At 62.9% G+C, this 23,479-nt stretch carries 25 protein-coding genes and 1 pseudogene; 7 read left to right on the forward strand and 19 right to left on the reverse strand.

Annotated elements, in window-relative coordinates; all coding sequences use genetic code 11:
* Positions 1 to 66: 66 nt before the first annotated feature.
* The 7 genes from AC1AYP_RS04635 to argH all read right to left on the reverse strand — a co-directional run bounded on the left by AC1AYP_RS04635 (position 67) and on the right by argH (position 6,106).
* Positions 67 to 963: a putative ABC transporter permease gene (locus AC1AYP_RS04635; protein ID WP_476547015.1), complete on the reverse strand. Its 897-nt coding sequence runs from the start codon at positions 961 to 963 to the stop codon at positions 67 to 69.
* 2 nt (positions 964 to 965) lie between these two features.
* Positions 966 to 1,484, reverse strand: coding sequence for an HD domain-containing protein (locus tag AC1AYP_RS04640; RefSeq protein WP_476546919.1), 519 nt, complete (start codon positions 1,482 to 1,484; stop codon positions 966 to 968).
* Positions 1,485 to 1,625: 141 nt separating this feature from the next.
* Positions 1,626 to 2,009, reverse strand: coding sequence for a rhodanese-like domain-containing protein (locus tag AC1AYP_RS04645; protein ID WP_476546921.1), 384 nt, complete (start codon positions 2,007 to 2,009; stop codon positions 1,626 to 1,628).
* A 17-nt stretch (positions 2,010 to 2,026) separates the two neighbouring features.
* Positions 2,027 to 2,836, reverse strand: a complete 810-nt coding sequence (thiF, locus tag AC1AYP_RS04650; RefSeq protein ID WP_476546923.1) for a thiazole biosynthesis adenylyltransferase ThiF — start codon at positions 2,834 to 2,836, stop codon at positions 2,027 to 2,029.
* Between the two features lie 111 nt (positions 2,837 to 2,947).
* On the reverse strand, positions 2,948 to 3,817 hold the full coding sequence (locus tag AC1AYP_RS04655; protein ID WP_101621613.1) for a thiazole synthase: 870 nt from the start codon (positions 3,815 to 3,817) through the stop codon (positions 2,948 to 2,950).
* 138 nt (positions 3,818 to 3,955) lie between these two features.
* On the reverse strand, positions 3,956 to 4,150 hold the full coding sequence (gene thiS / locus AC1AYP_RS04660) for a sulfur carrier protein ThiS (protein WP_476532820.1): 195 nt from the start codon (positions 4,148 to 4,150) through the stop codon (positions 3,956 to 3,958).
* A 483-nt stretch (positions 4,151 to 4,633) separates the two neighbouring features.
* Positions 4,634 to 6,106, reverse strand: coding sequence for an argininosuccinate lyase (gene argH, locus AC1AYP_RS04665; protein ID WP_476544863.1), 1,473 nt, complete (start codon positions 6,104 to 6,106; stop codon positions 4,634 to 4,636).
* On the opposite strand from argH, the gene AC1AYP_RS04670 reads away from it, so the two are divergent.
* The gene (locus AC1AYP_RS04670; RefSeq protein ID WP_476546926.1) at positions 6,093 to 6,377 is read left to right on the forward strand and encodes a recombinase family protein; all 285 of its coding nucleotides are present in this window, start codon (positions 6,093 to 6,095) and stop codon (positions 6,375 to 6,377) included. The genes argH and AC1AYP_RS04670 overlap by 14 nt on opposite strands.
* Positions 6,378 to 6,539: 162 nt before the next feature.
* Here AC1AYP_RS04670 and AC1AYP_RS04675 read toward each other — a convergent pair whose 3' ends face one another.
* The 7 genes from AC1AYP_RS04675 to AC1AYP_RS04705 form a co-directional block, all read right to left on the reverse strand.
* Positions 6,540 to 8,132, reverse strand: coding sequence for a restriction endonuclease subunit S (locus AC1AYP_RS04675; RefSeq protein ID WP_476544861.1), 1,593 nt, complete (start codon positions 8,130 to 8,132; stop codon positions 6,540 to 6,542).
* Entirely contained in the window at positions 8,129 to 9,655 is a 1,527-nt protein-coding gene (locus AC1AYP_RS04680) for a class I SAM-dependent DNA methyltransferase (RefSeq protein WP_476546928.1), read from the reverse strand. The genes AC1AYP_RS04675 and AC1AYP_RS04680 overlap by 4 nt, the downstream gene beginning before the upstream one ends.
* 3 nt (positions 9,656 to 9,658) lie before the next feature.
* Positions 9,659 to 12,079: an EcoAI/FtnUII family type I restriction enzme subunit R gene (hsdR, locus tag AC1AYP_RS04685; protein WP_476546929.1), complete on the reverse strand. Its 2,421-nt coding sequence runs from the start codon at positions 12,077 to 12,079 to the stop codon at positions 9,659 to 9,661.
* Entirely contained in the window at positions 12,072 to 12,224 is a 153-nt protein-coding gene (locus tag AC1AYP_RS04690) for a hypothetical protein (protein WP_476546931.1), read from the reverse strand. The genes hsdR and AC1AYP_RS04690 overlap by 8 nt, the downstream gene beginning before the upstream one ends.
* A gap of 65 nt (positions 12,225 to 12,289) precedes the next feature.
* Positions 12,290 to 13,003 (reverse strand): restriction endonuclease, encoded by a 714-nt coding sequence (locus AC1AYP_RS04695; protein WP_476546933.1) that lies wholly within the window; start codon positions 13,001 to 13,003, stop codon positions 12,290 to 12,292.
* A complete protein-coding gene (locus AC1AYP_RS04700) occupies positions 13,000 to 13,227 on the reverse strand; it encodes a hypothetical protein (RefSeq protein WP_476546935.1) in 228 nt (75 codons plus the stop codon). The genes AC1AYP_RS04695 and AC1AYP_RS04700 overlap by 4 nt, the downstream gene beginning before the upstream one ends.
* 189 nt (positions 13,228 to 13,416) lie before the next feature.
* Complete coding sequence (locus tag AC1AYP_RS04705; RefSeq protein ID WP_476546937.1) at positions 13,417 to 13,722, reverse strand: hypothetical protein; 306 nt, start codon at positions 13,720 to 13,722, stop codon at positions 13,417 to 13,419.
* A gap of 573 nt (positions 13,723 to 14,295) precedes the next feature.
* On the opposite strand from AC1AYP_RS04705, the gene AC1AYP_RS04710 reads away from it, so the two are divergent.
* Together AC1AYP_RS04710 and AC1AYP_RS04715 are read left to right on the forward strand one after the other, a co-directional pair.
* The gene (locus AC1AYP_RS04710; RefSeq protein WP_476546938.1) at positions 14,296 to 14,550 is read left to right on the forward strand and encodes a type II toxin-antitoxin system RelB/DinJ family antitoxin; all 255 of its coding nucleotides are present in this window, start codon (positions 14,296 to 14,298) and stop codon (positions 14,548 to 14,550) included.
* Between the two features lies 1 nt (position 14,551).
* The gene (locus AC1AYP_RS04715; RefSeq protein ID WP_034526296.1) at positions 14,552 to 14,827 is read left to right on the forward strand and encodes a Txe/YoeB family addiction module toxin; all 276 of its coding nucleotides are present in this window, start codon (positions 14,552 to 14,554) and stop codon (positions 14,825 to 14,827) included.
* A gap of 12 nt (positions 14,828 to 14,839) precedes the next feature.
* Here AC1AYP_RS04715 and AC1AYP_RS04720 read toward each other — a convergent pair.
* A pseudogene (locus tag AC1AYP_RS04720) lies at positions 14,840 to 14,974 on the reverse strand (HAD hydrolase family protein); the annotation flags it as partial.
* Positions 14,975 to 15,143: 169 nt separating this feature from the next.
* On the opposite strand from AC1AYP_RS04720, the gene AC1AYP_RS04725 reads away from it, so the two are divergent.
* Together AC1AYP_RS04725 and AC1AYP_RS04730 are read left to right on the forward strand one after the other, a co-directional pair.
* A complete protein-coding gene (locus AC1AYP_RS04725) occupies positions 15,144 to 15,749 on the forward strand; it encodes an AAA family ATPase (protein ID WP_476546940.1) in 606 nt (201 codons plus the stop codon).
* 215 nt (positions 15,750 to 15,964) lie between these two features.
* Positions 15,965 to 16,555 (forward strand): DUF234 domain-containing protein, encoded by a 591-nt coding sequence (locus AC1AYP_RS04730; RefSeq protein ID WP_476546942.1) that lies wholly within the window; start codon positions 15,965 to 15,967, stop codon positions 16,553 to 16,555.
* A gap of 21 nt (positions 16,556 to 16,576) precedes the next feature.
* Here the strand turns inward: AC1AYP_RS04730 and AC1AYP_RS04735 are convergent, their stop codons facing one another.
* The 4 genes from AC1AYP_RS04735 to AC1AYP_RS04750 all read right to left on the reverse strand — a co-directional run bounded on the left by AC1AYP_RS04735 (position 16,577) and on the right by AC1AYP_RS04750 (position 21,161).
* Complete coding sequence (locus AC1AYP_RS04735) at positions 16,577 to 17,419, reverse strand: HAD family hydrolase (protein ID WP_476546944.1); 843 nt, start codon at positions 17,417 to 17,419, stop codon at positions 16,577 to 16,579.
* Between the two features lie 61 nt (positions 17,420 to 17,480).
* Positions 17,481 to 18,854 carry an ABC transporter permease gene (locus AC1AYP_RS04740; RefSeq protein WP_476546946.1) on the reverse strand — a complete coding sequence of 458 codons (1,374 nt, stop codon included), beginning with the start codon at positions 18,852 to 18,854 and terminating at the stop codon, positions 17,481 to 17,483.
* Positions 18,841 to 20,160 (reverse strand): ABC transporter permease, encoded by a 1,320-nt coding sequence (locus tag AC1AYP_RS04745; protein ID WP_476546947.1) that lies wholly within the window; start codon positions 20,158 to 20,160, stop codon positions 18,841 to 18,843. Before AC1AYP_RS04745 ends, AC1AYP_RS04740 begins: the two co-directional genes overlap by 14 nt.
* A 38-nt stretch (positions 20,161 to 20,198) precedes the next feature.
* A complete protein-coding gene (locus tag AC1AYP_RS04750) occupies positions 20,199 to 21,161 on the reverse strand; it encodes an ABC transporter ATP-binding protein (protein WP_476546949.1) in 963 nt (320 codons plus the stop codon).
* Between the two features lie 234 nt (positions 21,162 to 21,395).
* Here AC1AYP_RS04750 and AC1AYP_RS04755 point away from each other — a divergent pair, with 234 nt between their 5' ends.
* Positions 21,396 to 22,685, forward strand: a complete 1,290-nt coding sequence (locus AC1AYP_RS04755) for a sensor histidine kinase (protein ID WP_476546951.1) — start codon at positions 21,396 to 21,398, stop codon at positions 22,683 to 22,685.
* On the forward strand, positions 22,685 to 23,389 hold the full coding sequence (locus AC1AYP_RS04760; RefSeq protein WP_476546953.1) for a response regulator transcription factor: 705 nt from the start codon (positions 22,685 to 22,687) through the stop codon (positions 23,387 to 23,389). Before AC1AYP_RS04755 ends, AC1AYP_RS04760 begins: the two co-directional genes overlap by 1 nt.
* Positions 23,390 to 23,479: the final 90 nt, after the last annotated feature.

Below are 23,479 nucleotides of genomic sequence, written 5' to 3' on the forward strand. Positions count from 1 at the left end.
CGCGGCACGCATGCGGCATCGCCCGCGACGCAGCATGCGCCGCGATGTGCGCCGTGACGCGCGTCATCACCGGCCGTTGCGGCGCAGCTTCTCGAACGCCTCGCGCAGCTGCTGGAGGGCCTCGTCGTTGCGCGTCGCCTTGAGGCGCGGGAAGGAGGCGATCATACGGCGCTGCTGGCGGTTGAAGGCCTTGCCGGCGGTCTCGCGGATGCGCAGCATCAGCTCGGTGGACATCTCCTTGCCGGAATGCCAGGTGCCGCCGACCTTCTCGCCGATCGTCTCGCCCACCTTGCCGGGCACGCCGCCGAGGCGCTCGTTCGCGCCGGCGGCGACGCCCGCGGCGAGCTCGGCGGCGCGTCCGGTCGCCTCGCCCATCGCGCCGCCGACCTTCTCGCGCACCTCGCCGAACGCGTCGCCGTACTTGGCGACGGCCGTCTGGAACTGTTCGAGGCTCTTCTCGAAGTCGACGATGCCGACCACGGTGACCACCGCGTCGACGGTGATGGCGACGAGGAACACGGCGCACATCACGTGGATCATGACCAGCGGAATCATCGCCGTGACGCGCGCCACCTGCGGCTGGACGACGTCGACGATGGCGACGCCGCCGATGCCGAACACGATCGCGCCGAGCAGGCAGATGCGGCCGTTCAGGTTGAAGCGGAAATGCGAGTAGTCCCACCAGCGGGCATGGAACAGCTCCTCCATCGCCCAGGAGGTGAAGTATTCGAGGATGCACGCGCCCACCGAGGAGACGAGGAACACGACCACCGGATCGCGCTGGCCGCCGAACACGACGATGGCGAGCACCGCGCCCGTGCCGTAAATCGGGCACAGCGGGCCGTTGAGGAAGCCGCGGTTGACGGGGCGGCGCTGCTGCACGGAGACGAGGACCGACTCGTACACCCAGCCGCAGAAGCTGTAGAACAGATACCACAGGAACAGGTATTCGAGGAGGAGCATCGTCATCGCGCGCGCTCCTCGTCCTTGCCGTCCTTGTCTTTGTTGAACCGGTCGAGCGAGAACGTCTCGTGCGTGGCGGACAGCTTGTCGGCGGCGGTGACGAGCCACCCCTCCACGTAGCTGGGCGCGGTGGGCGTCATCGGGAACATGTGGCAGGAGATCGAATCGCGTTCGATCGCGTTGAGACGGAAGTCGCGCATCGCGTTGAGCAGCGCGGCGTTGCCGTGCGTGAACCCGTGCAGCCGGTGCGCGCCGCCGTCCCAGTCATGCCAGTCGTAGAGGAAATAGTCGTGCAGGAGCGCGGCGCGCACGAGCGACTTCAGGTCGACGCGGTCCCACAGGTGCGCACGGTCGGCGAGCCAGACGGCGAGGCACGCCACGCGGATGGAGTGCGCGAACGTCGACACGTTGCCGTGTTGGTAGTTCGCGCGTTCGCGCTGCATGTTCGGGTGCGCGAGCACTTCGCGCCCGTTTTCGGCGACGATCCGCCGTATCTGCGTTCGGGTGAGCAGACGTCCCACGATGTCGATCCCCTATCAATCGGTTTCCGTTCGGTGCCGATTGTACGAAGGGGATGTGTCGGGAGCGCTCGTCCGCGGGGATGATTCACAAGGCGATTGCAGACGGGCGGGACCGACGTTCCGGCGGACCGCCGGTTTTGGTCATTCCCCTTGCGTCTGTCGGTCCAGATACTCGCGGTAGGCGCGGAATCCGCCTTCGAGGCTCGCCACGTCGTAGCCGCGGTCGGCGAGGATCTCGGCGACCTCCTCGCTCCACCAGCCTTCCGCGCAGAAGACGACGACGGTGCGTCCCACCGGCACGGTCTTGAGGACCTGAGCGAGCGGGTCGAGCGGCGCGTTGATCGCGCCTTCGATCGGATGTGCGGCCACGTCGGCCGGCTCGCGCAGGTCGAGCAGCGTGACGTTCCGCTTGTCGAGTGCGGCGAATTCAGCCGGCGTGATGCGGCGGATCGCGGATTCAGCGGTGTCGGGCGCGGTCATGGCCGCGTCGGCGGCGTCGCTATCGGCATGCCATGCGATGGGCATTGGTTCCCTTCTCTCTGTCAGATGGCGCAGGTGGGTTGGATGTAGCGGTCCGGGTCGAGCGCGGTGATGGTCGGATGTTCGCCGCACACCGGGCAATCGGGCACGCGTTTGGGCAGCGGCACACGGCGGATGTTCATCGTGAGCGCGTCGACGGTGAGCATGCGCGCGACGAGCGGCTCGCCCACGCCGGCGATCAGTTTGACCGCCTCCGTCGCCTCGAGACTGCCGATCACGCCGACGACCGCGCCGAGCACGCCCGCCTCGCGGCAGGTGGGGATCTCGCCGGCCGCGGGCATGTCACGGAAGATGCATCGGTAGCAGGGGCCCGCGCCCGGCACGACGTCCATCACCTGTCCGGCGAATCCGACGACGCCCGCGTGGATGAACGGCTTGCCGGCAAGCACGCACGCGTCGTTGACGAGGAACTTCGCGGAGAAGTTGTCGGTCGCGTCGATGACCAGATCGTATGGGGCGATGAGGTCCGCGACGTTGCCGACGTTGACGAGCGTGTGGTGCGTCTCGACGGTGACGTCCGGGTTGAGCGCGCGGATCGCCTTGGCCGCCGATTCGACCTTCGGCTCGCCGACGGACGCGGTGGTGTGGATGATCTGGCGTTGCAGGTTGCTCAGGTCCACGACGTCGCCGTCGACGAGGCCGATGCGGCCCACGCCTGCGGCGGCGAGGTAGAGGGCGGCCGGCGAGCCGAGCCCGCCCGCGCCGACGATGAGCACGCTGGACTCCAGCAGCCGCTTCTGCCCCTTGACGCCCAACCCCTTGAGGATCAGATGCCGCGAATACCGTTCAAGCTGTTCATCCGAAAACGCCATTACTCTCCTTCATTCTCGGCTCCCCTTGTCTGCGAGCCACCCGTCCGATGGGCCCTCACTCCGGCTCCCCTTGTCAGGGGAGCTGTCCGCGAAGCGGACTGAGGGGTAGTCTCAGTGCAGGTACCCCGTGGTCGGGCTGGACGGCACGGCCTGTCCCTCCGTCACCTTGCCGAGCCCGGCGAGGTAGGCGGCGCGGCCCGCGTCGATGGCGTGCTTGAACGCCTCGGCCATGAGCGGGATGTTGCCGGCGGAGGCGACGGCCGTGTATGCCATGACCGCGTCAGCGCCCATCTCCATCGCGTCGGCGGCCTGGCTGGGCCGGCCGATGCCCGCGTCGATGATGACCGGCACGTTCGCGTTGGCGATGATGATCTTGATGAAGTCGCGCATGCGCAGGCCCATGTTGGAGCCGATGAGCGAACCGAGCGGCATGACGGCGGCCGCGCCCGCCTCCTCGAGCTGGCGTGCGGCGATTGGGTCGGGGAACATGTACGGCATGACGACGAAGCCCTCCTTGGCCAGCATCTCGGTGGCACGGATGGTCTCGGCGTTGTCCGGCAGGAGATACTTGGTCTCGTGCTCGATCTCCACCTTCACGAAGTCGGTGTGACACACCTCACGCGCGAGGCGGGCGATGCGCACGGCCTCCTCGGCGTTGCGCGCGCCGGACGTGTTCGGTAGCAGCGTGATGCCTTCGGGGATGTAGTCGAGCACGCTGTTCTCGGTGGTGGTGGCGCGGCGCAGCGCCATCGTGACGATCTCGGTGCCCGCATGTTCGACGGTCGCCTTGATGAGGTTCAGGTCGTAGCGACCGGAGCCGAGGATGAAGCGCGAGTGGAACTCGTGCCCGCCGAGGTTGAGCGGCTTGTCTTCGACGGGCAGGATCGGCGCGGCGGTGCCGACCGGGTTGACGACCGAGGGCTGCGGCGGCAGCGGCGTCGCCTCGACGGACGCTTCGGTGACCGGATTGATGTTGCTCATGATATTCCCCTTCCTTGGGTTGATGTCTATTGTGCTCCCGCTGGCGGGACCAGGACCGAGGTTCCTTCCCGCTCCCGCTGGCGGGAGCTGTCCGCGAAGCGGACTGAGGGTGGCCATGCGGACCAGCCCCTTCACGTCTCAGCCGCCCTGGACGAACTGGACGATCTCCATGACGCTCTGGTCGTCGAGCATCGCCTCGCCGCGCTTGTCGCGCGGGATGATCTCGCCGTTGAGCTCGATGGCGACGCGTTCGGCCCTGAAACCGTGCGCTTCGAGATACTCGGCGACGCTGACGGGCGCGTCGAGCGTGATCTGCTCTCCGTTGACCTGCATAAGTCCTCGTTCTCCCTTCCGGATTCTCGGTCCGGATATCAAAAAAGGGTGCACGAAAGGAACCGTACCCTAAGTGGTGCGCCCATTCATGAACCCGGTCATGCGACCATGCGGCGCGGATGCCCGGCCACACGGCTTGGTTATCTGGTGCGAACGGGGGCGTTGGGACATTCGAGGCTCCCGAGGCCTTGGCGAAAGAAGACGATTCCTTACGGCGGCATAATCCGCGTCAAGTTCCCCGGTCGAAGCTGGCGCTTCCTCTCAGCCTTGCGGCTCCCGTTCGTGCTGAAGCCCAGTGTAGATGTCGACGATGACATCCTCCCCCGCTCCCACTGACAGCAATCGGTCGAAGCCCCTCCTTCCCCGCTCCCGCTGGCGGGAGCTGTCGTCGAAGACGACTGAGGGTGGTCAGGAGTCCGGCCCCGAACCACCCTCAGTCCCGCTACGCGGTCCAGCTCCCGCCAGCGGGAGCGACGACGTACTTTAGAACGTGCCGGGGGCCTTGTACGACGGGCCGTCGGACGTGGAGTCGGCGAAGACCTTGAGCTCCTCGACCTCGCGCTTGGCGTCGACGATCTGCTCGCGCACGCGGCCGTAGGCGGTGCCGCCCTTGCCGTTGCGGGAGTCGACGGAGCCGTGGCTGGAAAGCACCTCACGCACGCCCGGGGCCTTCTCGGCCGGCAGGAACGCGGCGAACGTGGAGATGAAGTCCTCGTCCGTGAGGTCCCACAGCTCCTGGCCGCGGCCTTCGGCGATCTTCACGCACGCGCCGGAAAGCTCGTGGGCGTGGCGGAACGGTACGCCGTTCTTGACGAGCCATTCGGCGATGTCGGTGGCGAGCGCGAAGCCGGTGGGGGCTTCGGCTTCGAGGCGTTCCGCGTCGAAGCGCATGGTCCGGATCATGCCGGTGAACGCGGGCAGCAGCACTTCGAGCGTGTCGACCTGGTCGAACACGGCTTCCTTGTCCTCCTGCAGGTCGCGCGCGTAGGCGGTGGGCAGGCCCTTGAGCGTGGCGAGCAGGCCGGTCAGGTCGCCGATGAGGCGGCCGGACTTGCCGCGCGCCAGCTCGGCGATATCCGGGTTCTTCTTCTGCGGCATGATCGAGGAACCGGTGGAGTAGGCGTCGTCGAGCTTGACGAACGCGAACTCCTGCGTGTTCCAGATGATGATCTCCTCGGAAAGGCGCGAGATGTCGACGCCGGTCATGGCCGCGACGAACGCGAATTCGGCGACGAGGTCACGCGCGGCGGTGCCGTCGATCGAATTGTCGGTCACGCGGGAGAAGCCGAGTTCGCGGGCGACGGCCTCCGGGTCGAGTCCGAGCGTGTTGCCGGCGAGCGCGCCGGAGCCGTACGGGGAGGCGTTGATGCGCTTGTCCCAGTCGATGAGGCGTTCGATGTCGCGCAGCAGCGGCCAGGCGTGGGCCATGAGCTGGTGGGCGAGCAGCACGGGCTGGGCGTGCTGCATGTGGGTGCGGCCGGGCATGACGGTGCGGCCGGCCTTCTCGCTCTGGGCGATGAGCGCGTTCACGAGTTCGATGAGGAGCTTGGCGATGACGCGTGCGTGGCGGCGCAGCCACATGCGGATGAGGCAGGCGATCTGGTCGTTGCGGGAGCGGCCGGCCCTGAGCTTGCCGCCGAGCTCGTCGCCGGCGATGTCGATGAGGCCGCGTTCCAACGCGGTGGCCTCGTCCTCGTCGTCTTCGATGGGCGCGAAGGTGCCGTCGTCCACGTGGCGCTGGAGCGTGTCGAGCGCGTCCTCCATGCGCTTCAACTCGTCGTCGGTGAGGAGTCCGGCGCGGCCGAGGGCGCGCGCGTGGGCGCGGGAGCCGGCGATGTCGTCGTCGGCGAGTCGCCAGTCGAACTGGGTGGACTTGGACAGGCGGGCGAGCGCGGCGGACGGTCCGGAGGTGAAGCGGCCGCCCCACAGGGCGAGGTGTTCGGTGTTTTCGGCCATGCAGGTCTCCTTCAAGGGGTTCATGGATGCTGCTCGGATGATTGCGGATCCACGCACACGCGCGTTCCGCGGCTGTCCGCCAGCCTATCAGCGTCGGACTACATCGCCGGAGCCGGCGGACGACACCACCACGCCCGGCGGCATTCTCGTGTTCAATATCTTCGCCGCACTGGCCCAGTCCGAACGTAATCTTATACGGGAGCGTACCAATGCCGGGCTCAAGGCCGCACGTACGCGGGGACGAATCATCTATTCAATGGATATAGCTTGATGTCCCTAGAAGCCATTCCGGTATTTCGTATTTCGAAGTCCTCGGAAAACCGAGACAACCGGAATGAAAACTACATCATATTTTTTCAACTTGTCCGCCAACGTTGTGCTTGCGCCCACTACTGCGTGGACTACGACAGCAATGGGCGCAAGCACTGAATGATCAGGAAGCTGCTGCGAACCGTTCTCCGATCAATGACCTGAACTCAGCGATTTTTTCGGCGATCCGCTGCTGCTCGGCAAGCGGCGGAATAGGAATTAGTAGATTACGGATGGCTGATACGTTGATGTGTTTCACACCGGTACCTTGATTCATAGCACGATACAGGTCCCACGCATATGGGGATGTCAATAGCAGTTGCAGATATACAGAGCAAAGCCTATTCCCACCTCGGATGAGCATGACTCGCTGCCCGAGACAATGGTTTGCATCCTGTAGAATTACAGCCCTTCCTATGGATGCCTCACGAGAGAGGACCAAATCACCGGGTTCAGGAATCAGCGCCGACGTTCTTGTTTCGTATGAAGCTCTATCTAGGTTGCGGGAGGCTGTCTGGTTCCAGCTATAGTCCATGCAATTCGTGTCGATTGCGTAATAGCCGGTGTCTTCTGTGAGGTATTTCGGTGTGGAATGGGGACAATCCACGACAGCTTGACAAGCGTGAGCCAGTCGCGCCCATGTCCAGCTGTCGGGAATATCGAAGGGGATTTCGTCGTCGATGCAAACAGCCGCGTTCTTGCCGCGTGTCTCGAACCAGTGTCCGGCAGAATCACGATGGATGACGCTTTCGCCGCCTTTAATCGGTTTGATCTTCTTCTCGGCGACGAGTCGGCGACGCTTCTCGCGGATACGTTCCACGAGTTCGGAGCCGGTTCCTTCAGCAGAGTCTTGGGGCACGAGCTTGCCTTGGACGGCCTGCTGAAGGACGGCACGGGGCAGATCCCGCCAAAACGCGGAATCTACAGCATCGCTCTCTCTCTCTAGAATTTCGAGCTTGTCCAACATAGGCATCAGAGAGTTAATGCGCTCTGATATTCGACGTTGTTCTTCAAGCGGTGGAATTGGGGCAAATGCCTCCAAAATATCAGCCCGCTCAATACCGGGAATTACGCCTTTCGCATTATTCTGAATCTGTCCAACCTTAGCTCGTAATACGAGTTCAATATAAGGCAACATACTTGTACCCGATGCACGCACCGCCATGATTTGACGCGCAATATGCGCCTCTGGGAACGGGTTGTATGCCATTGCACCAACCGTACCTTTGCACGTGAATAGCAAATCGTTTTGCAACGAGATACGCTTCGCGTTCTCCGTCCAGCGGTTCTCTATTATTGCCCCAGATTCAAAGTTAGATGCTCCGGTTATATACGGTATGCCTTTATGCGAATCGTTGTACTGCTCTTTGCTGAGATCAATGCCGGAGATAAGGTCTATGACGCTGCTTAAACGTGTCCATACCCAGTTTGCCGGGATATCGAATGGGATCTCGTCGTCGATGCAGACCGCCTCGCTTTTGCCGCGGCGTTCCCACCATGAGCCGTTGCCGTCCTTCCAGATGACGCTTTCGCCGCCCTTGGGGGCCTTGGCCCTCTTCTGCTTGATAAGCTCAGCTCGTTCCCCACGGATGCGTTCGACTAGCTTGCTGGCAGGCTCGTCGTTTGGATCTTGCGGCACGAGTTTGCCTTCGATGGCTTGCTGGAGGATGGATGCACGCAGTTTCGCCGCGATGGGCGCGGTCTTCAGGTCCCTCATATGTTTTCCTCCGTATCGTTGCCGATAAGGTCCATGATCTGCATGAGCAGCGCGTCGATCTCGGTCTCGATGCGCTGCTTGTCGGACTTGTATTTGCCGATGAGCTGGTCGGGCGACGGAACTTCCTCGTCCTCGTGCGGATAGCCACACTTGTCGAGACGGTAGTTGCCCTCGACGAGCTCGTCCACCGTGTACTTCTTCGCTTTCCAAGCGCCTTCCACGTCCGGGTCCGGGATCTCTACGCGGGCGTCCCACCACTCATCGACCGGCTTGAAATGCTGCGGCAGGAGCGGCTTGGTCTTGGAGAAATGCTTGTAGCCATCAGGCTTGTCGAACCGGTAGAACCATGTCTCCTGCGTAGAACCGGTTTTATTGAAGAACAAAAGATTTGTGTCAATAGGCGTGTACGGGGCGAACACGCTTTCCGGCAGACGAATCACGGTATGCAGGTTGCATTGCTTGAACAGGAGTTTCTTGATGGCAATGCGCGTGTTGTCCTCGCCTTCAAGGAACCCGTTGGGCAGAACCACGGCGGCACGGCCGTTGATGCGTAGGCGGGTGATGATGTACGACATGAACAGGTCGGCGGTTTCCGAGCTGCGCAAGTCGGCGGGGAATGCTGCCTTGTCGGCTTCGGTGGCGATGCCTCCGTAGGGTGGGTTCATGACGATGCAGTCCACGCAGTCCTCGTCCTCGTAGTCGAGCAGGCGTTTGCGGTCGAGCGAGTCGCCGTAGGTGATGTTGGGCAGGGCGATGTCGTGGAGCATGAGGTTGGTGACGCCCAGCATGTACGGCAGTGGCTTGAACTCCTGGCCAATCAGGCTGTTTTGCAACGATTCCATCGCCTTCGTATCGCCCGGCTGCACCTGCTGTTCCAAGTGGCGCAGGGAATCGACGAGGAAACCCGCGGTGCCGCACGCGAAATCGCCCACGGTCTCGCCGATGCGGGGATCTACGTGCTTGACGGCGAACGAGGTCACGGCGCGCGGCGTGTAGAACTCTCCCGCCTTGCCGGCCGATTGTAGGGACTTCAGCAGGGTCTCGTACACGTCGTTGAACTCGTGGGTCTCGTCGGCGTCGGAGAAGTCCACCTCGTCGAACAGGTTGAGCACCATGCGCAGCTGGATGCCGTTGGCCGCGTAGTTGTGGCTGCGGTTCATGAACTCTTTGACCAGCAGTGCGCGTGGCGTGGTGCTGGGGAACGGGATGATGCGTGCGCCGTTACCGTTCTCCACGGCCTCGCCGCGCAGTGCAGGGAACAGCTGGTTGTTCACGAAGTCGATGAGCTCGTCGCCGGTGCGCTGGTCCTTCAGCGATTCGCCGGTCGCCCAATCGCGCCACCGGTAGCCTTCCGGGATTATCGGCCTGTAGTCGTCATCGAGTTCGGCTTCCTCCTCTTTGTAGTCGAAGACCTTGAGGAACAGAATCCACACGATCTGGGAGAGGCGCTGCGCGGTGCCGTCGATGCCGGGGTCAGAACGCATGATGTCCTCAAGGCGTTTGATCAGGGATGCAAGGCTCACTGATTATTCCTCCTCGTACAGGGCGTTCTCCAGATCGCCCAGCAGCTCGTAATACTTGTTCTTCCCGCCCAGCGTCTTGACGGCCTTGAGCTTGGTGTAGCCAGCCTCCTTGAACTGCGGCAACGTGAAGATGTCCAGATCACGCAGCGACTCGAACCCGGAAGCCGCGTAGGCATCCACGAGCAGATGCATCAGTTCTCGTTGACTGTCGTTGGACCGGTTCCGGTCAATGAACCGCTGCACGCAGGCCAGACGGGCCCGGTGCTTACGGCTTATGGGCGGATCAACCTCGTACGCGATGCACAGGATAATGTCGAACGGGTCCACCTCATAGCCGTAGCGGGCACAGAAGCTCTCAGCCCAATCCGTCTCCAACAAGAGGTTCTGGGCGAACGTGGACTTTGCGTGATTGTCGAGCCACGCTTGGCGGAACGCTTCAACGGTCGGATACTGGCTGAGGATGTTGTTACGCACGCAGGAGTTCAGGTTCTGCTCGACGAGATTACCGTCGGTGTCCAGATACTTGACCATCTCGCCGACGATTTCCACGTCCACACCCGAAACGCGTGCAACCCTGCGGTTCTCCGGCGGTGTCGGCGGCACGTCCTGCGCGGTGGGCTTGATTGGCGGCTTAGGAATCGGCGCGTCCGGCGGGACGGTAAGCACGTCCACAGGGTCGCCGTCGAACGCGGGATCCTTGAACTTCAGGTAGTTGCTGCGGAAGTCGAGAATTGTGAAGTACATCTTGCTGCGGTCCTCGCCGTCCATCGTGTAGTGATCGACCACGCGTGTACCACGGCCGATAATCTGCTTGAACTCAGTCATCGACCCAACCGTGCGATCCAATACGATTAGCTCGCAGGTTTTCGAATTCACGCCGGTGGACATGAGCTGGCTAGTCACAGCGATGACTGGATACCGGCACTTGTTCGTCGTGAACTCCTCCAGTCTTGCCTCATTATCCGGTTCACCGGAGACGATGCAGGTCACGTACCGGGAATCCTTGGCCACGAGATCCGCGTTTTCGTTCTCCAAGAGCCGTTGCATGGCATGTGCGTGCTCAATGTTCTCGCAGAATACGATCGTCTTCGAGTAACGCATGTCGTTGGTCTTCAAGTACTCGCTGATGCGTTTGGCTACCAGCTCGCGGCGTTCCTGGACGATGATGTTGCGGTCGAACTCGCGTTGCCCATAGCGGCGAATCGCGATTGGATTGCCATCTACATCCGTGGTGCCCTCGGGCGGTAGGTAACCGTCACAATCGATGTCCAGCTCAGGGACAACGACCTTGTACGGGGCCAGGAACCCGTCCTCGATGCCCTGCTTGAGCGAATATGTGTAGATAGGCTTTCCGAAATAGGCGATATTGCTCTTGTTCGGGTCTGAATCATCCTTCGGTGTTGCGGTCAGACCGATTTGCGTGGCCGAGTCGAAGTAGTCGAGGATGTCATGCCAGTTCGAGGTGCGGTCGGCCGAACTGCGATGGCACTCATCCACAACAATCAGATCGAAGAAGTCACGCGGGAACTTCCGGTAATGCCGGTTGATCTGCCCATCCTTCGCGGTTATGAATTGCTGGTAGATGCCGAGGTAGATTGAGTGCGCGTAATCCGGTCTCGAGTTTTCGAACCTGACCATGTTGTCTTCGAATGGGGCGAAATCACCATTCATGGTCTGGTTGACAAGATTGTTGCGATCCGCGAGGAACAGGACGCGCTTCTTCAACCCACTCTTCCAGAACCGCCAAATCAGCTGGAATGCTATGTACGTCTTGCCCGTGCCTGTCGCGCAGACGATTAGGACCTTCTTCTGCCCCTTGAGCACCTCCTGTGTGGTCTTGTTGATGATGATGCGCTGATAGTAGCGGGGCGTGATGTTGCTGTTCGGCGACGTGTAATAGGGGTATGTGTACTCATCCACCATGTCCTGTGTCATGCCGCTTTCCGACACAAATCGCCACCACAACTCGTCCGGGCCGGGAAAATCCTTCATCTTCATTTCGCGGTTCAGTCCGGATACCATATCGCGCTCAATCAGATCGTCTCCATTGGTCGCGTACGCAAACGGTACCGACAACAGATTGGCGTAGTTGATTGCCTGCTGATAGCCTTCGTCAGCTGAATGGTCACGCCCCTTGGCTTCCACGAGCGCCAGCGGAATGTTCTGGTGGAATAGGAGAAGGTAGTCGAGCTTCTTGGGCTTGCCACGATGTGCAATGCCATACTCGTCCACGGTGATGCGTCCGTTGTTGACGTAGTACTCCATCACGATACGGTCCTGACCGGGCCACCGCTGTTCGAGAATTGGCGTAATGAACGCCTTCTTCGTGTTCTCCTCGTTGCGAAGCTGTTCGGCGATGTCGTCCGCGCTCAACGGCTTGAGACCATTGGCGATATGCAGGTTATTCAAGAATGAGTCACTCATCTTCGCCTCCACAGAACCGTTCGATCCACTCGTGAACCACGCCGGCGACCGTGGTCTCCCTATCCGCAGCGTACTTCTTTAACAACTTCTTGTTTTCGACCGTCAACGACAGGCTCAGCATCGTTCTGACATCACTGTCCGACATGGACACCCCTATTCAAATAAGTATTTACGTATTTACATAAATATACAGCAGCGAGCAAGAACCTTCTAATACGTCGGCCAGTAGATGCATGTCAGCGGCAGCAGGGCGCGAGTCTGGGTGTCCGTGTTCTCGTAGTTGTCCACGAGGACTCGGGTGAATTGGTCGAGGTCGAGCAGGGTGACCGGTATGCGAGCACGTTCGGCTTCGTACAGGGCCTCCTTGGTGAAGCCGCCGGTGCTGACATACAGGCCCCGGTCTGCGTCACGTAGTCCGGCTATGAACGAACGCAGCACCGGAGCTCCCGCGCTCTCCTTCCGGTGCTTCACCTCGACGACGATGCGTGGGGATGACAATCCAAGACCGTCGGGCGAGGCGATGATGTCACGTCCTTGATCACTGCCGTCGCCAGTCATCATGGTTCGATAACCCATCGCTCGCAGCATGCCTGCTACGAGACGTTCCATGTCATCCCAGTCAAGGGCATGGATGCGATCCTTGATTTTCTCCAACGCTTCCTCTTCGGTGACCGTACGGATTTCCTCATCATCCGTCATGTCATCGGAGGAAGAAGGGATATCGGATTCGATAATGACGTCGGAGGAACGCTTCTCCTCATGGCTATGGACAAGATCAGCGTATATATCCTCGTTGATGAGGCTGAGCGTGGCAATTGTACCCAACGAGTTGCGGGATATGTCGAACAATGTGTCCCGCGGAACGATGTGCTCCCACCTGACCTCGCGTGTATAGCAGACATCGGTATCGGCCCGAGACATCATGCAACCCCCGTCAGGATACCGATATGGTACTGGCGTTGCGCGGGATCATAGGTTACGACATTATCGCCACATGACATGACCGAACCGAATCGGTATGTCTGCCCGACGATCATCGCGCGCGCCTGAGGGGACTTGTCCGCGTAGAGACGGTCCACGCATTCCTTGACCTGTTCCCTCGATGCCTGGCCGAGGTCGAGGCCATCCAAGAGCCAGTAGATTGCCACGTATCCATGAGCGAACCAATCAGCCGCATACCGCGCTCCTCGTCCAGCGCGAATCAGCCATGCAGATATCGATCGCCTCCCTGTCGCTCATGATTTCCGACGCCAGTCACGCCGGAATCGTTTGCCGGCATGCCCCGTCGTTCCGCGGGGACATACCGGCAAAGGGTTGTCGTGCCTATATTCAATCAATCATACGTCGGCGAGCGCCTTGTCAAGCAGGGCCTTCACGGCCGCGCTGCGGCTCATGTGATGGTCGCGCATGTAGCGTTCCAGTTTGGCGTCGCGTTCGTCGTCCAGACGTACGCGAATCACATTGGTCGCGGGCGTCATGCCGACTTCGAGCGGCCGACCGGGAGCCCGTCGCATGGCCTCCTCGAGCTGCTCATCCGTGTACCCGCGTTCGGCTTCCTCGGCATCGGCTTTGAGCATTGCCGCTTCGTCGGCCGGCAGATCATCGTATGAGAGCATGGTGTAGTCGTAGGTCATTGCTCGCATATTGTGCCACAAAACCTCCGCTACGGCAATGCCGCACCTGGCTCATATCCATGATTCCAGTAGTCCGCCTAGCAAGTATCTCCCAAAATCCTCGGAAACTGTCGTCCATCATGAAGCTGAAGAAGCGTATTCCTTACCGAGAACGCCCATTCGGGTTGTTCGGAATATGTGGGTGCGTACATATCCGGCACGGAACTACGGAACTGTTCACGCGCAGTTCCTCGTAAGTGATGCGCAGGGGCTTCCGCAACATAGTCCCACCGGCATCATGCTAGCCTTTCCCGGTCGGTCTTGGCCAAATGAAATAGGCAACATCAGGCATTACCTAGCACCTTACGTTCGAACTCATCGAAATCCGCATCCGCGAAATAACCGACAAGACCGTTGTATGTGCGACTCCTCCCATCCTGGATTCTTCCCCAACATGCAACTTCATAAATGGTTTATGAAGTTCCGCCCCTAACTTCATAAACCGTTTATGAAGTTCCCGAACCGTGGCGCACGGCGGATTGCTTGACGAGACCAATCAAGATATCATTTGTATAGATTTCTGATATACAAACGGAGGCTATGATGGCATCGTCCATGGTGAACGTCCGGCTTGACGAAAGCACGAAGAAGGGCATGGCCGAGGTCTGCGGCGAACTCGGCATCAGCATGAGCGCCGCCTTCAACATCTTCGCCAAGACGGTCGTGCGCGAACGCCGCATCCCGTTCGAAGTGACCGCGGACCCGTTCTACTCGGCCGAGAACATGGCTCGTGTCCGCAGAGCGGCCGCGAAACTCGACGCGGGCCAAGGCACCGTCCACGGACTGATCGAGGAATGACGTGCTGCTTATCTGGACTGACGAAGCATGGGATGACTACCTCTACTGGCAGTCGCAGGACAAGAAGACGCTCAAACGCATCAACAAAATCATCCAGGACATCCAACGCAACGGCGCGGCGAACGGCATCGGCATGCCGGAACCGTTACGCGGAAACCTATCTGGCTATTGGTCTCGTCGCATAGACGACAAGAACCGCATCGTGTACCGTGTCACCGGCGGAGAATCGGACAATCTCGAAATCGCCGTCTGCCGCACCCATTACGGCGATCACTGATACGACGACCTCTCAGATCAGCCCCAGCTTCCGGAACGCGTTGGCGATGCCGTCGTCGTGGATGTCGGTGGTCTGGATGTCGCACCATTGCTCGATGCCGTGGATGGCGTTGCCCATGGCGACGGACGTGCCGGCGGCCTTGAGCACCACCATGGCGCAGGCCCCGTTTCCGCAAAACGTCAGCCAAACCAATCAAACCTGCAAACGACCACATATGACGCGGCTCGTTTGCCGGAAGACACGATTATTTATAGAATCATAATTTAGTAAATTACGATTCTATAAATCGCATCTCGTCCGTGGAAAGGTCGTCATCATGTTCGTGGGAAGGACCAGGGAACTCGCCACGTTGGAACGGCGATGGAACTCGTCGCAATTCGAGTGCGTCATCGTGTACGGGCGGAGACGCGTGGGCAAGACCACGCTCATCAACCGGTTCCTCGACGGACGCCCGTCAATCTTCTTTCCGGCCATCGAATCCAACACGGCCCGGAATCTTGAGAACCTCAGCCGCAGCATCGCCCTGTACCGCGCCGCCGCCGGCGACGACGATCTCGCCGACATGGCTGACGCCGCACCGGTCTACCAGGATTTCGCTTCGGCGCTGGAAGCGGTGTTCTCGCTCGCCCGACGCAAACGCCTCGCACTCGTCATCGACGAATACCCCTATCTGGCGAAGGCCGACCGGTCCATCAGCTCCGTCCTGCAACACACCATCGACCGGCACAAGGACGATAGCCGGCTCATGATCATCCTCTGCGGCTCATCGATGTCGTTCATGGAGCGCCAGGTGCTCGGATATTCCAGCCCGTTGTACGGGCGCCGCACCGCGCAGATCAAGGTGGAGCCGTTCGGCTACGCCGACACGCGAACGTTTCTGCCCGATACGGCGCCGAGGATGCGGCCATCGCATACGGCCTGACGGGCGGAATCCCGCAATATCTCAGACAAATCGACGACGCCGAAAGCATCACGGACAACATCCGTTGGAACATCATCGATCCGGACTGCTACCTGTTCGAGGAACCCGGCAACCTGCTCAAGCAGGAGCTGCGCTCGCCGTCAGAATACAACGCCGTCATCCAGGCCATCGCATCAGGCGCCTCGCGGACGAACGCCATCGCCACGGCATGCCATATGGAGACCGCATCATGCGCTACGTATCTACGCAACCTCATCGACTTGGGCATCCTCTATAAGGAGACCCCGTTCGGCGAACATGCACCACGCAAGACGATCTACCGCATCAAGGACTCGTTCTTCCGATTCTGGTACCGCTACGTACCGGCGAACCTGCCGCTGATCCAGTCGGGCAACGCGGACATCGCCGCCGAACGCATCACGCGATCGATCAACGACTTCATGGGACCCGTGTTCGAGGACATCTGCACGCAATGGCTTTGGGCGCACGACACGACCGGGGAACTGCCGTTCCTCATACTCGACTCCGGACGCTGGTGGGGAGCCAACCCCAGAACCCGCAGCCAGGAGGAGATCGACATCGTCGCCACCGGGGAAGACCCAAAGACCATGCTGTTCTGCGAATGCAAGTGGCGCAGCGTTCCGGCCGGGCTGCGCCAGCTCGAAACACTGCGCAGCCGGGCCGAACTCCTGCATCCTGCGCACGGATACTACATGCTCTTCTCCAGAAACGGCTTCGACGAACATGTCACGAGCCGTGCGGCGCAGGCGGACGATGTGTCGCTGGTGAGTTTCAAGGACATGTAAGGCAGCGACCTCCTCGCCATCTCAGATCAGCCCCAGCTTCCGGAACGCGTTGGCGATGCCGTTGTCGTGGATGTCGGTGGTCTGGATGTCGCACCATTGCTCGATGCCGTGGATGGCGTTGCCCATGGCGACGGACGTGCCGGCGGCCTTGAGCATGGCCGTGTCGTTGTCGGAGTCGCCCACGGCGATCGTGTCGGCGACGTCGATGCCGAGCCGGGCGGCGACCTCGCGCACCGCGGTGCCCTTGTCGACGCCGTTGATGAGCAGTTCGCCGTTGTTCGGCGAAATCTTGTCATATGAGCCGTGCACGAGCGTGAACCACGGCGAGAGGTCGCGTTTCGTCTCCTCGAACGTCACGTCCGGGTCGGGGGCGGTGAAGTACGAGCCCTTGGACACGTGGATCGTCCGGCCCAACGTGGAGCCTTCCGGCACGTCGACCTCGTCGATCCGGTGCCAGAACCGCGCGAACTCGCCGCGGTCGAACGCCTTGCCCTTCGACTTCAGGTGACGCGCATAGCCTTCCGAGATGTACATGCCGTCCGCGCCCTGCCACTGGTACGCCTCGATGCCGTGCTCCTTGAAATACGCGTCGGCGGCGTCCACCGCCTCGGGGTCGACGAACCGCTGGAACAGGATCTCATCGCCCATGTTCGCCTGCGCGCCGGCCACGGAGACCACGCCGTCGAACCCGAGGTCGAGGATGCTTTTCTCGATCTTCGGCAGGGAGCGTCCGGTGCAGATGAACAGCAGATGCCCGTTCTCCTGCGCCTTGCGGCACGCCTCCTTCGCGGATTCGGGCACCACGTGCCTCTCGTCCGCCAACGTGCCGTCGATGTCGAGGAACACCAGTTTCTTCGCGCCCATACCGTCTCTCCTTGTCCGCCGATTCATCAGACCGTCATCATCATACGTTCCGCTTTCCCCGTCACGCTTCGGCGAGCTGCGTCGTCGCGGCGGCGACCGGCGCGGGACGGGAGCGACGGATGCGGCCGACGGCGAGCCCGAGCGCGACGAACGCGACGGCGAACAATGCGACGATGCCGGTGCCCGTCGCCCAGCCGGCCGCGTCGACGCCGCCGGACGCCGCCGTGCCGATGCCGAGCGCGTCGTCGATCGCCGCGCAATACCACCAGCCGGGCAGCATCCGTCCGACCGCGAGCATCGATTCGGGGATCATGTCCACCGGCAGGGAGAGTCCGGAGGTGAACAGGAGCAACAGGCCGAACACGTTGGCGAAACCGTTGGCCATCGTGTCGCCCGCCCCCGCCTCGCCAAGCAGGAAGCCGCAGGCGACGGTCATCAGCGCGTACACGCACGCCGACAGGACCGTCATCGCCACGCCGGCGGGCGCGAGGGACGCGGGGTCGAGTCCGGCGGCGAACATCAGCGCGACCGCGGCGATCAGGTAGGCGGCGACCACGACGAGCGCGAACCCGCACAGGGTGGCCATGCGCTGCATGCCCATCGTCGAGGAGCGTTGCGGCGAGGCGAACAGCCGGCGCCGCGTCTCCCCCGCGTTGAACACGCCGGACACGAGCGCCGTGCACACGGTCATCGCGAGGAACAGCGGGTAGAGGGCCGACTTGATCGTGGAGCCGAAACCGGCCGCCGTCCGCTCCGCCGCGGACGTGTCGGCGGCGTCGGCGGCCGCGTCGGCGTGGTCGACCGTGATCGCATGGTTCGCGGTCTTGTCGCGGGCGAGCGCGCGCACCCGCGTCGTCGCGGCGGTGAGGTCGTCGAGACCGGGACGCGCGACGGCGCCGTCCGCACCGGACACGTTCGCACCGGACGCACCGCCCACGTTCGCGCCGATCAGTTCCGTGCGCGTGAGCGAAAGGAATCCGCCGGTGGCCATCGACGCCATCGAACCGACGCCGGACGTGTAGCTGGTGACGGTCTCGACGGACGGGACCTTCCCGGACGAACCGTCCGTGCCACCCGATGCGGCCGAGTCGAGCAGCTTGTCCGCGTAGCCGTCCGGGATGATGACGATGAGATCCACCCAGTTCGACGCGACCGCCTGCTGGAGCGCCTGCGGCTCGTCGGCGAGGTCGATCACGTCGTCGTCCGCCGCGAGGTACGCGCGCAGCGAGGAGGCGACGCCGCCGCGGTCGGAGTCCCGGTCGATGACGGCGACGGTGGCGCGGCCGGGCTCGTACACGTCGGCCGTGGCGTTCCGGTCGCCGAACAACGCGGATCCGCTGATGGCGAGCATCATGATGCCGATCAGCACCAGGTAGATGATGATGTACAGCTTGTGCGCGGCGAGCACGCGCAGCGTGGCCTTACAGGTGTTCATAGCGTTGCTCCTTGAGCATGACGACGCCGGCGGCCAGGAACACGAGGCTCATCACGATGAGCACGCCGCAGGTCGTGGCGAACGGACGGTAGTCGTCGTAGTAGAGGATGTCGTAGAACAGGTTCGTCACCTGCTGGGCGGGATTGACGAGCGCGAGCAACGGCGCGTGGCGGGTGATCCAGTCGCTCAGCTGCATCGCGAAGCCGCCGTACAGGCCGGAGAACAGGGACAGCGTGCACGGGATCGCGCTGGTCAGGCCGATCTTCACGCTGTGCTTGAGTCCCGGTATCGCGCCGATCATCGTGCCGAACGCGCATGCCATGAACGAGGCGACCGCGACGGCGGCCCCGGCGGCCGGTTCGCGCCCGCCCAACGGTATGCCGCACACGTAGCGGATGTAGGCGAGCGCGATGGTGAGGCTCACGTCGGAGCACAGCCAGCTGGCGAGGAATCCGGCCATGAGCTGCCGTCCGCGGCCGAGCGGCGACACCGTGCGCCGGATGCCCAGCGCGGACAGGTTCGCCTGGGCACTGGTGACCGCGGTGATCGAATACCCCATGGCCATGAGGCAGGCCATGCCGAGCAGCGCGTAGAAATACCGTGCCATCACGTTCGGCGTGGCGTTCGTGAGGCTGATCTCTCGCGTCGTCCCCGCGATGCTGCCGATGGACGACCAGAACATGCGGGATTTCAGCGCCTCCGGGTGCCGTTGGAGCAGGTCGCGGGTCGCCGTGTCGGTCCGGTTGTACAGGTCGATCACGCCGGAGAGCGCGGCGACGGTGACGGCGCCGTTCGAATCGGTGGCCGTCGCGCCCTTCATCGCCTCCGCCGCCCGTGACGACAACGTCAGTCGGATGCGCCCGTCGCCGTCGACGCGCAGATAGCCTTTCACCGTGCCGTCGGCGAGCTTGTCGCGCGCGTCGTCGACCGTGGCGACCTTCTTGGCGTCGAGCAGTTTGGTGACGGTCGCGGTCACGCCGGCGGAATCATTCGCGCCGGCGGAATCCTTCGTACCGGCGGAATCGGTCACGCCGGAGCTCTCCCCCGTCGCACCGGTTCCTCTCTTGCCTGTGGCGTCGCTCTTGCCGGATAGTCCGTTGATGAACGTCGTCGCGCCGGGCGACTTCGTCCAGTTCGCGTCCTCGACGACCGCCATCGGCATGGCTTCGAGCTCATAGCCTTCCGCCAGGTTGCCGAGCAGTCCGTTGAACAGGGTGGCGAGCGCGATCGGGAACACGATGAGCCAGAACAGCGACTGCCTGTTGCGCAGGTTCGTCTTCAACGTCATGACGAATGTGGTCCACATGGTTGCCTCCTTTCCGTGGGGCGTGCGGCGTATGCCGGTCAGTCGCGCAGCGCCTTGCCGGTCAGTTCGAGGAACACGTCATTGAGTGTCGGCGGCCGGCTGGTGAGGTGGCCGACGTTCACGCCGGCGGCGCGCAGCACGCCGAGCAGGTCGACGAGGTTGTGGTCGCCGCGGCGGCAGCGCACGTCGAGTTCGCGACCGTCCCAGTCCGCTTCGATGACGAATCCGAGGGCGCGCACGTGGTCGAGCGTCGTCTCGTCGAGGTCGAGCGTTTCGACGGTGATGCGTTCGCCGGTGTCGATCATGGATTTGAGTTCGTCGGCGGTGCCGAGCGCCAGATGCCGGCCGTGGTCCATGATGAGGATGCGGTCGCAGATCCGTTCGACCTCCTCCATGTAATGGCTCGTGTAGACGACGGTCGCGCCGGCCGCGTTGAGCCGTTCGATGCCTTCGAGAATCGCGTTGCGGCTTTGCGGGTCGACGGCGACGGTCGGCTCGTCGAAGAAGATGAGGTCGGGCTTGTGCGCGACGCCGCACGCGATGTTGAGACGTCGCAGCAGACCGCCGGAGAGTTTGCCGGGTCGGAACCGGCGGAATTCGCCGAGTCCGGCGAAGTCGATCGCCTCCTCGACGAGCGGCGCACGGTCGGCTTTCCTCGGCACGTACAGCGAGCAGAAGTAGTCGATGTTCTCCTCGACGGTCAGCTCGTTGAACACGGCGACGTTCTGCGGGACGAGGCCGATGCGCCGTTTGAGCGCGTAGCTGGTCGGCGTCATCGGCTCGCCGAACACGCGGATCGTGCCCGAATCGTAGGAGAGCAGGGCGAGGATGCAGTTGATGGCCGTGGTCTTGCCGGAGCCGTTGGGGCCGAGCAGGCCGAAGATCTCGCCCTGCCGGATGTCGAGGTCGAAATGGTCGAGCGCCACCATGTCGCCGTAGCGTTTGACGAGTTTCGTCACGCTGATGGCCGAAGTCGCGGTGGTCGTGTGGTCGTCCGTCATGTCCGCTCCCTTCCTTGGGTGGTTGTCTCCATCGTCCCACCCGCGTGCGCGTCCCGCCACCTGCAAACGTCACGTATCGGCGTGACGCAGGTGACATTCGTCACCGGTTTCCGGTGACATCGGGTGCGGGACGGATTGCGGGAATGGACGGCAGGCGCGGGGCGGTCCGGGATGTGCCGCGGCGAAGCGGGTAGGCTGGATGGTGACGGTTCGGTGCGGACGACGGAGGATTCCATGCGGGCGATGATCGGGAAGGGGTTGCTGCTCGCGCTCTGTCTCACGTTCGCGCCGGTCGCGCACGTCGCCGTGGATGCGGCGCTGGTCACGGCGATGCTGATGGCCGTGATCGTCTCCGGCCTGTCCGAATGGTCGTCCGGCAGGCGCGCGGCGCTCCTGCCGGCGACCGTGTTCTGCCTCATCGCCGTAATCGTCTCGGATTGCCGTGTGTTCCTGCCGCTCGTCGCCTTCGATATGGCGCGGATTCCGGCGGTCACGAATCACACGAACCATACGAATCGTCCGAATCGTCTCGCCGGTCTGATGCCGCTGATCGCGCGCTGGCTGTGGGTGGCACCGCTGGTTCCGATGGCGGTCGAGGCGCATGCGGGCGGCGATGTCGCCCCGACTGCGCTGATGGTCACGGCGACATGCGTGGGGGCGCTGTTGGGGGCGGATTCGCGCGACGTCCCCATGCTGCGTCGCGCGTTGCGCCGCACCGAGGACCGTCTGCGGGAATCGTCACGTTCGTCGCGAATCAGGATCGCCGACCTGGACGAGGAGCGGGCGCAGTCGGTGCGCATGGCGACGCTCGGCGAGCGCACGCGCATCGCCCGCGACATCCACGACAACGTCGGTCATCTGCTGACGCGCGCGATCATGCAGGCGCAGGCCGGGCGCGCGGTGGCCGACGCCACCGGCGACGCCGTCGCGGCGCGCGGATTCGGCGCGTTGGGCGCGACGTTGGACGACGCGATGACGATGGTGCGCCGGTCCGTGCATGATCTGGAGGATGACGGCACCGATTTCATCGCGCAGATCGAGGATGCAGCCCGGCCGTTCGCCTCCGTCGGCGCGGGCGGCGGCACCGATCCGAATCAGGGGTTGGAGGTGCGTCTGGAGAACGACATCGACGCCGCCCCCGCACCGGTCTCACGGTGTCTCGCGACGGTGATCCGCGAATCGTTGGCGAACGTCGCGCATCACAGCATGGCGCGCGAGGCGCGGGTGACGCTGCGCGATTTCCCCGCGTTCTGGCAGCTGGTCGTCTCCGACCCCGGCCCCGCGATCCCGTTGGACGGCGATGGCGGTCCCGCCGGCGCTCCCCCGCACGGCATGGGGGTCGCCGACATCGAATCGCGGGTGCGCGCCTTAGGCGGCACCGCGTACTGCGGGCCCTACGATGGGGGTTGGCGCGTGTTCGTCTCGATTCCGAAGGCCCGGTGGGCCGCGGACGGCGGCACACGGAAGACTTCGGATATGGAACATCAGGAGAATCGCGGAAACCGAGGAAAGGCGGGTGCGTGATGCGTATCGCGATCGTGGATGATGATCCGATCGTCTGCCAGTCGTTGGAGACGATTCTGACCGCGACCGGCGCGGCCGACGTGCTGTGGACGGCGAACGACGGCGACGGTGCGGTCGCACGGTATTCCTCGGCACCTGACGCGCGGCCGGACATACTGCTCATCGACATCCAGATGCCGGGGCGTGACGGACTCGACGCGGCGCGGGAGATATTGGGGCGCGACCCGGCGGCGCGCATCCTGTTCCTGACCACGTTCGCGGACCGCGCGTACATCACGCAGGCGATGGCATTGGGCGCGAAGGGCTATCTCATCAAACAGGACGTCACGGCCGTGGGGCCGGCGCTGCAGGCGGTCATGGCCGGACAGGTGGTGTTGGGCTCCGACGTGCTCGGCAAGCTCACCGGCGACGGCGCCACGGCGGCTTCCGCTCCTCCATCCCACGGGCGCACGTCATCGGGCGACACAGGCGCATCGGATGGTTCAGCCACATCAGCCGATGCGGCGGTCGTGGAGTCGATGCTCAACGAGCGGGAGCGTGAGGTCGCCTCGCTCGTGGCCGAAGGATATGACAACCGCGACATCGCGCACCGATTGTGCCTGAGCGAGGGCACGGTGCGCAACCGGGTGAGCGGCGCGCTCGACAAGCTGGGACTGACCAACCGCACCCAGCTCGCCATCCTGTGGATCAACGCCCACCGCTGACGCGGCTTGGATACGACGAAGGGACCGGCGCGAACCGGTCCCTTCGGGAAACCAATCAGACGGAAGCGGCCCTTAGGCGGCTCTCGTCGG

This window comes from Bifidobacterium sp. LH_424 (assembly GCF_056356895.1).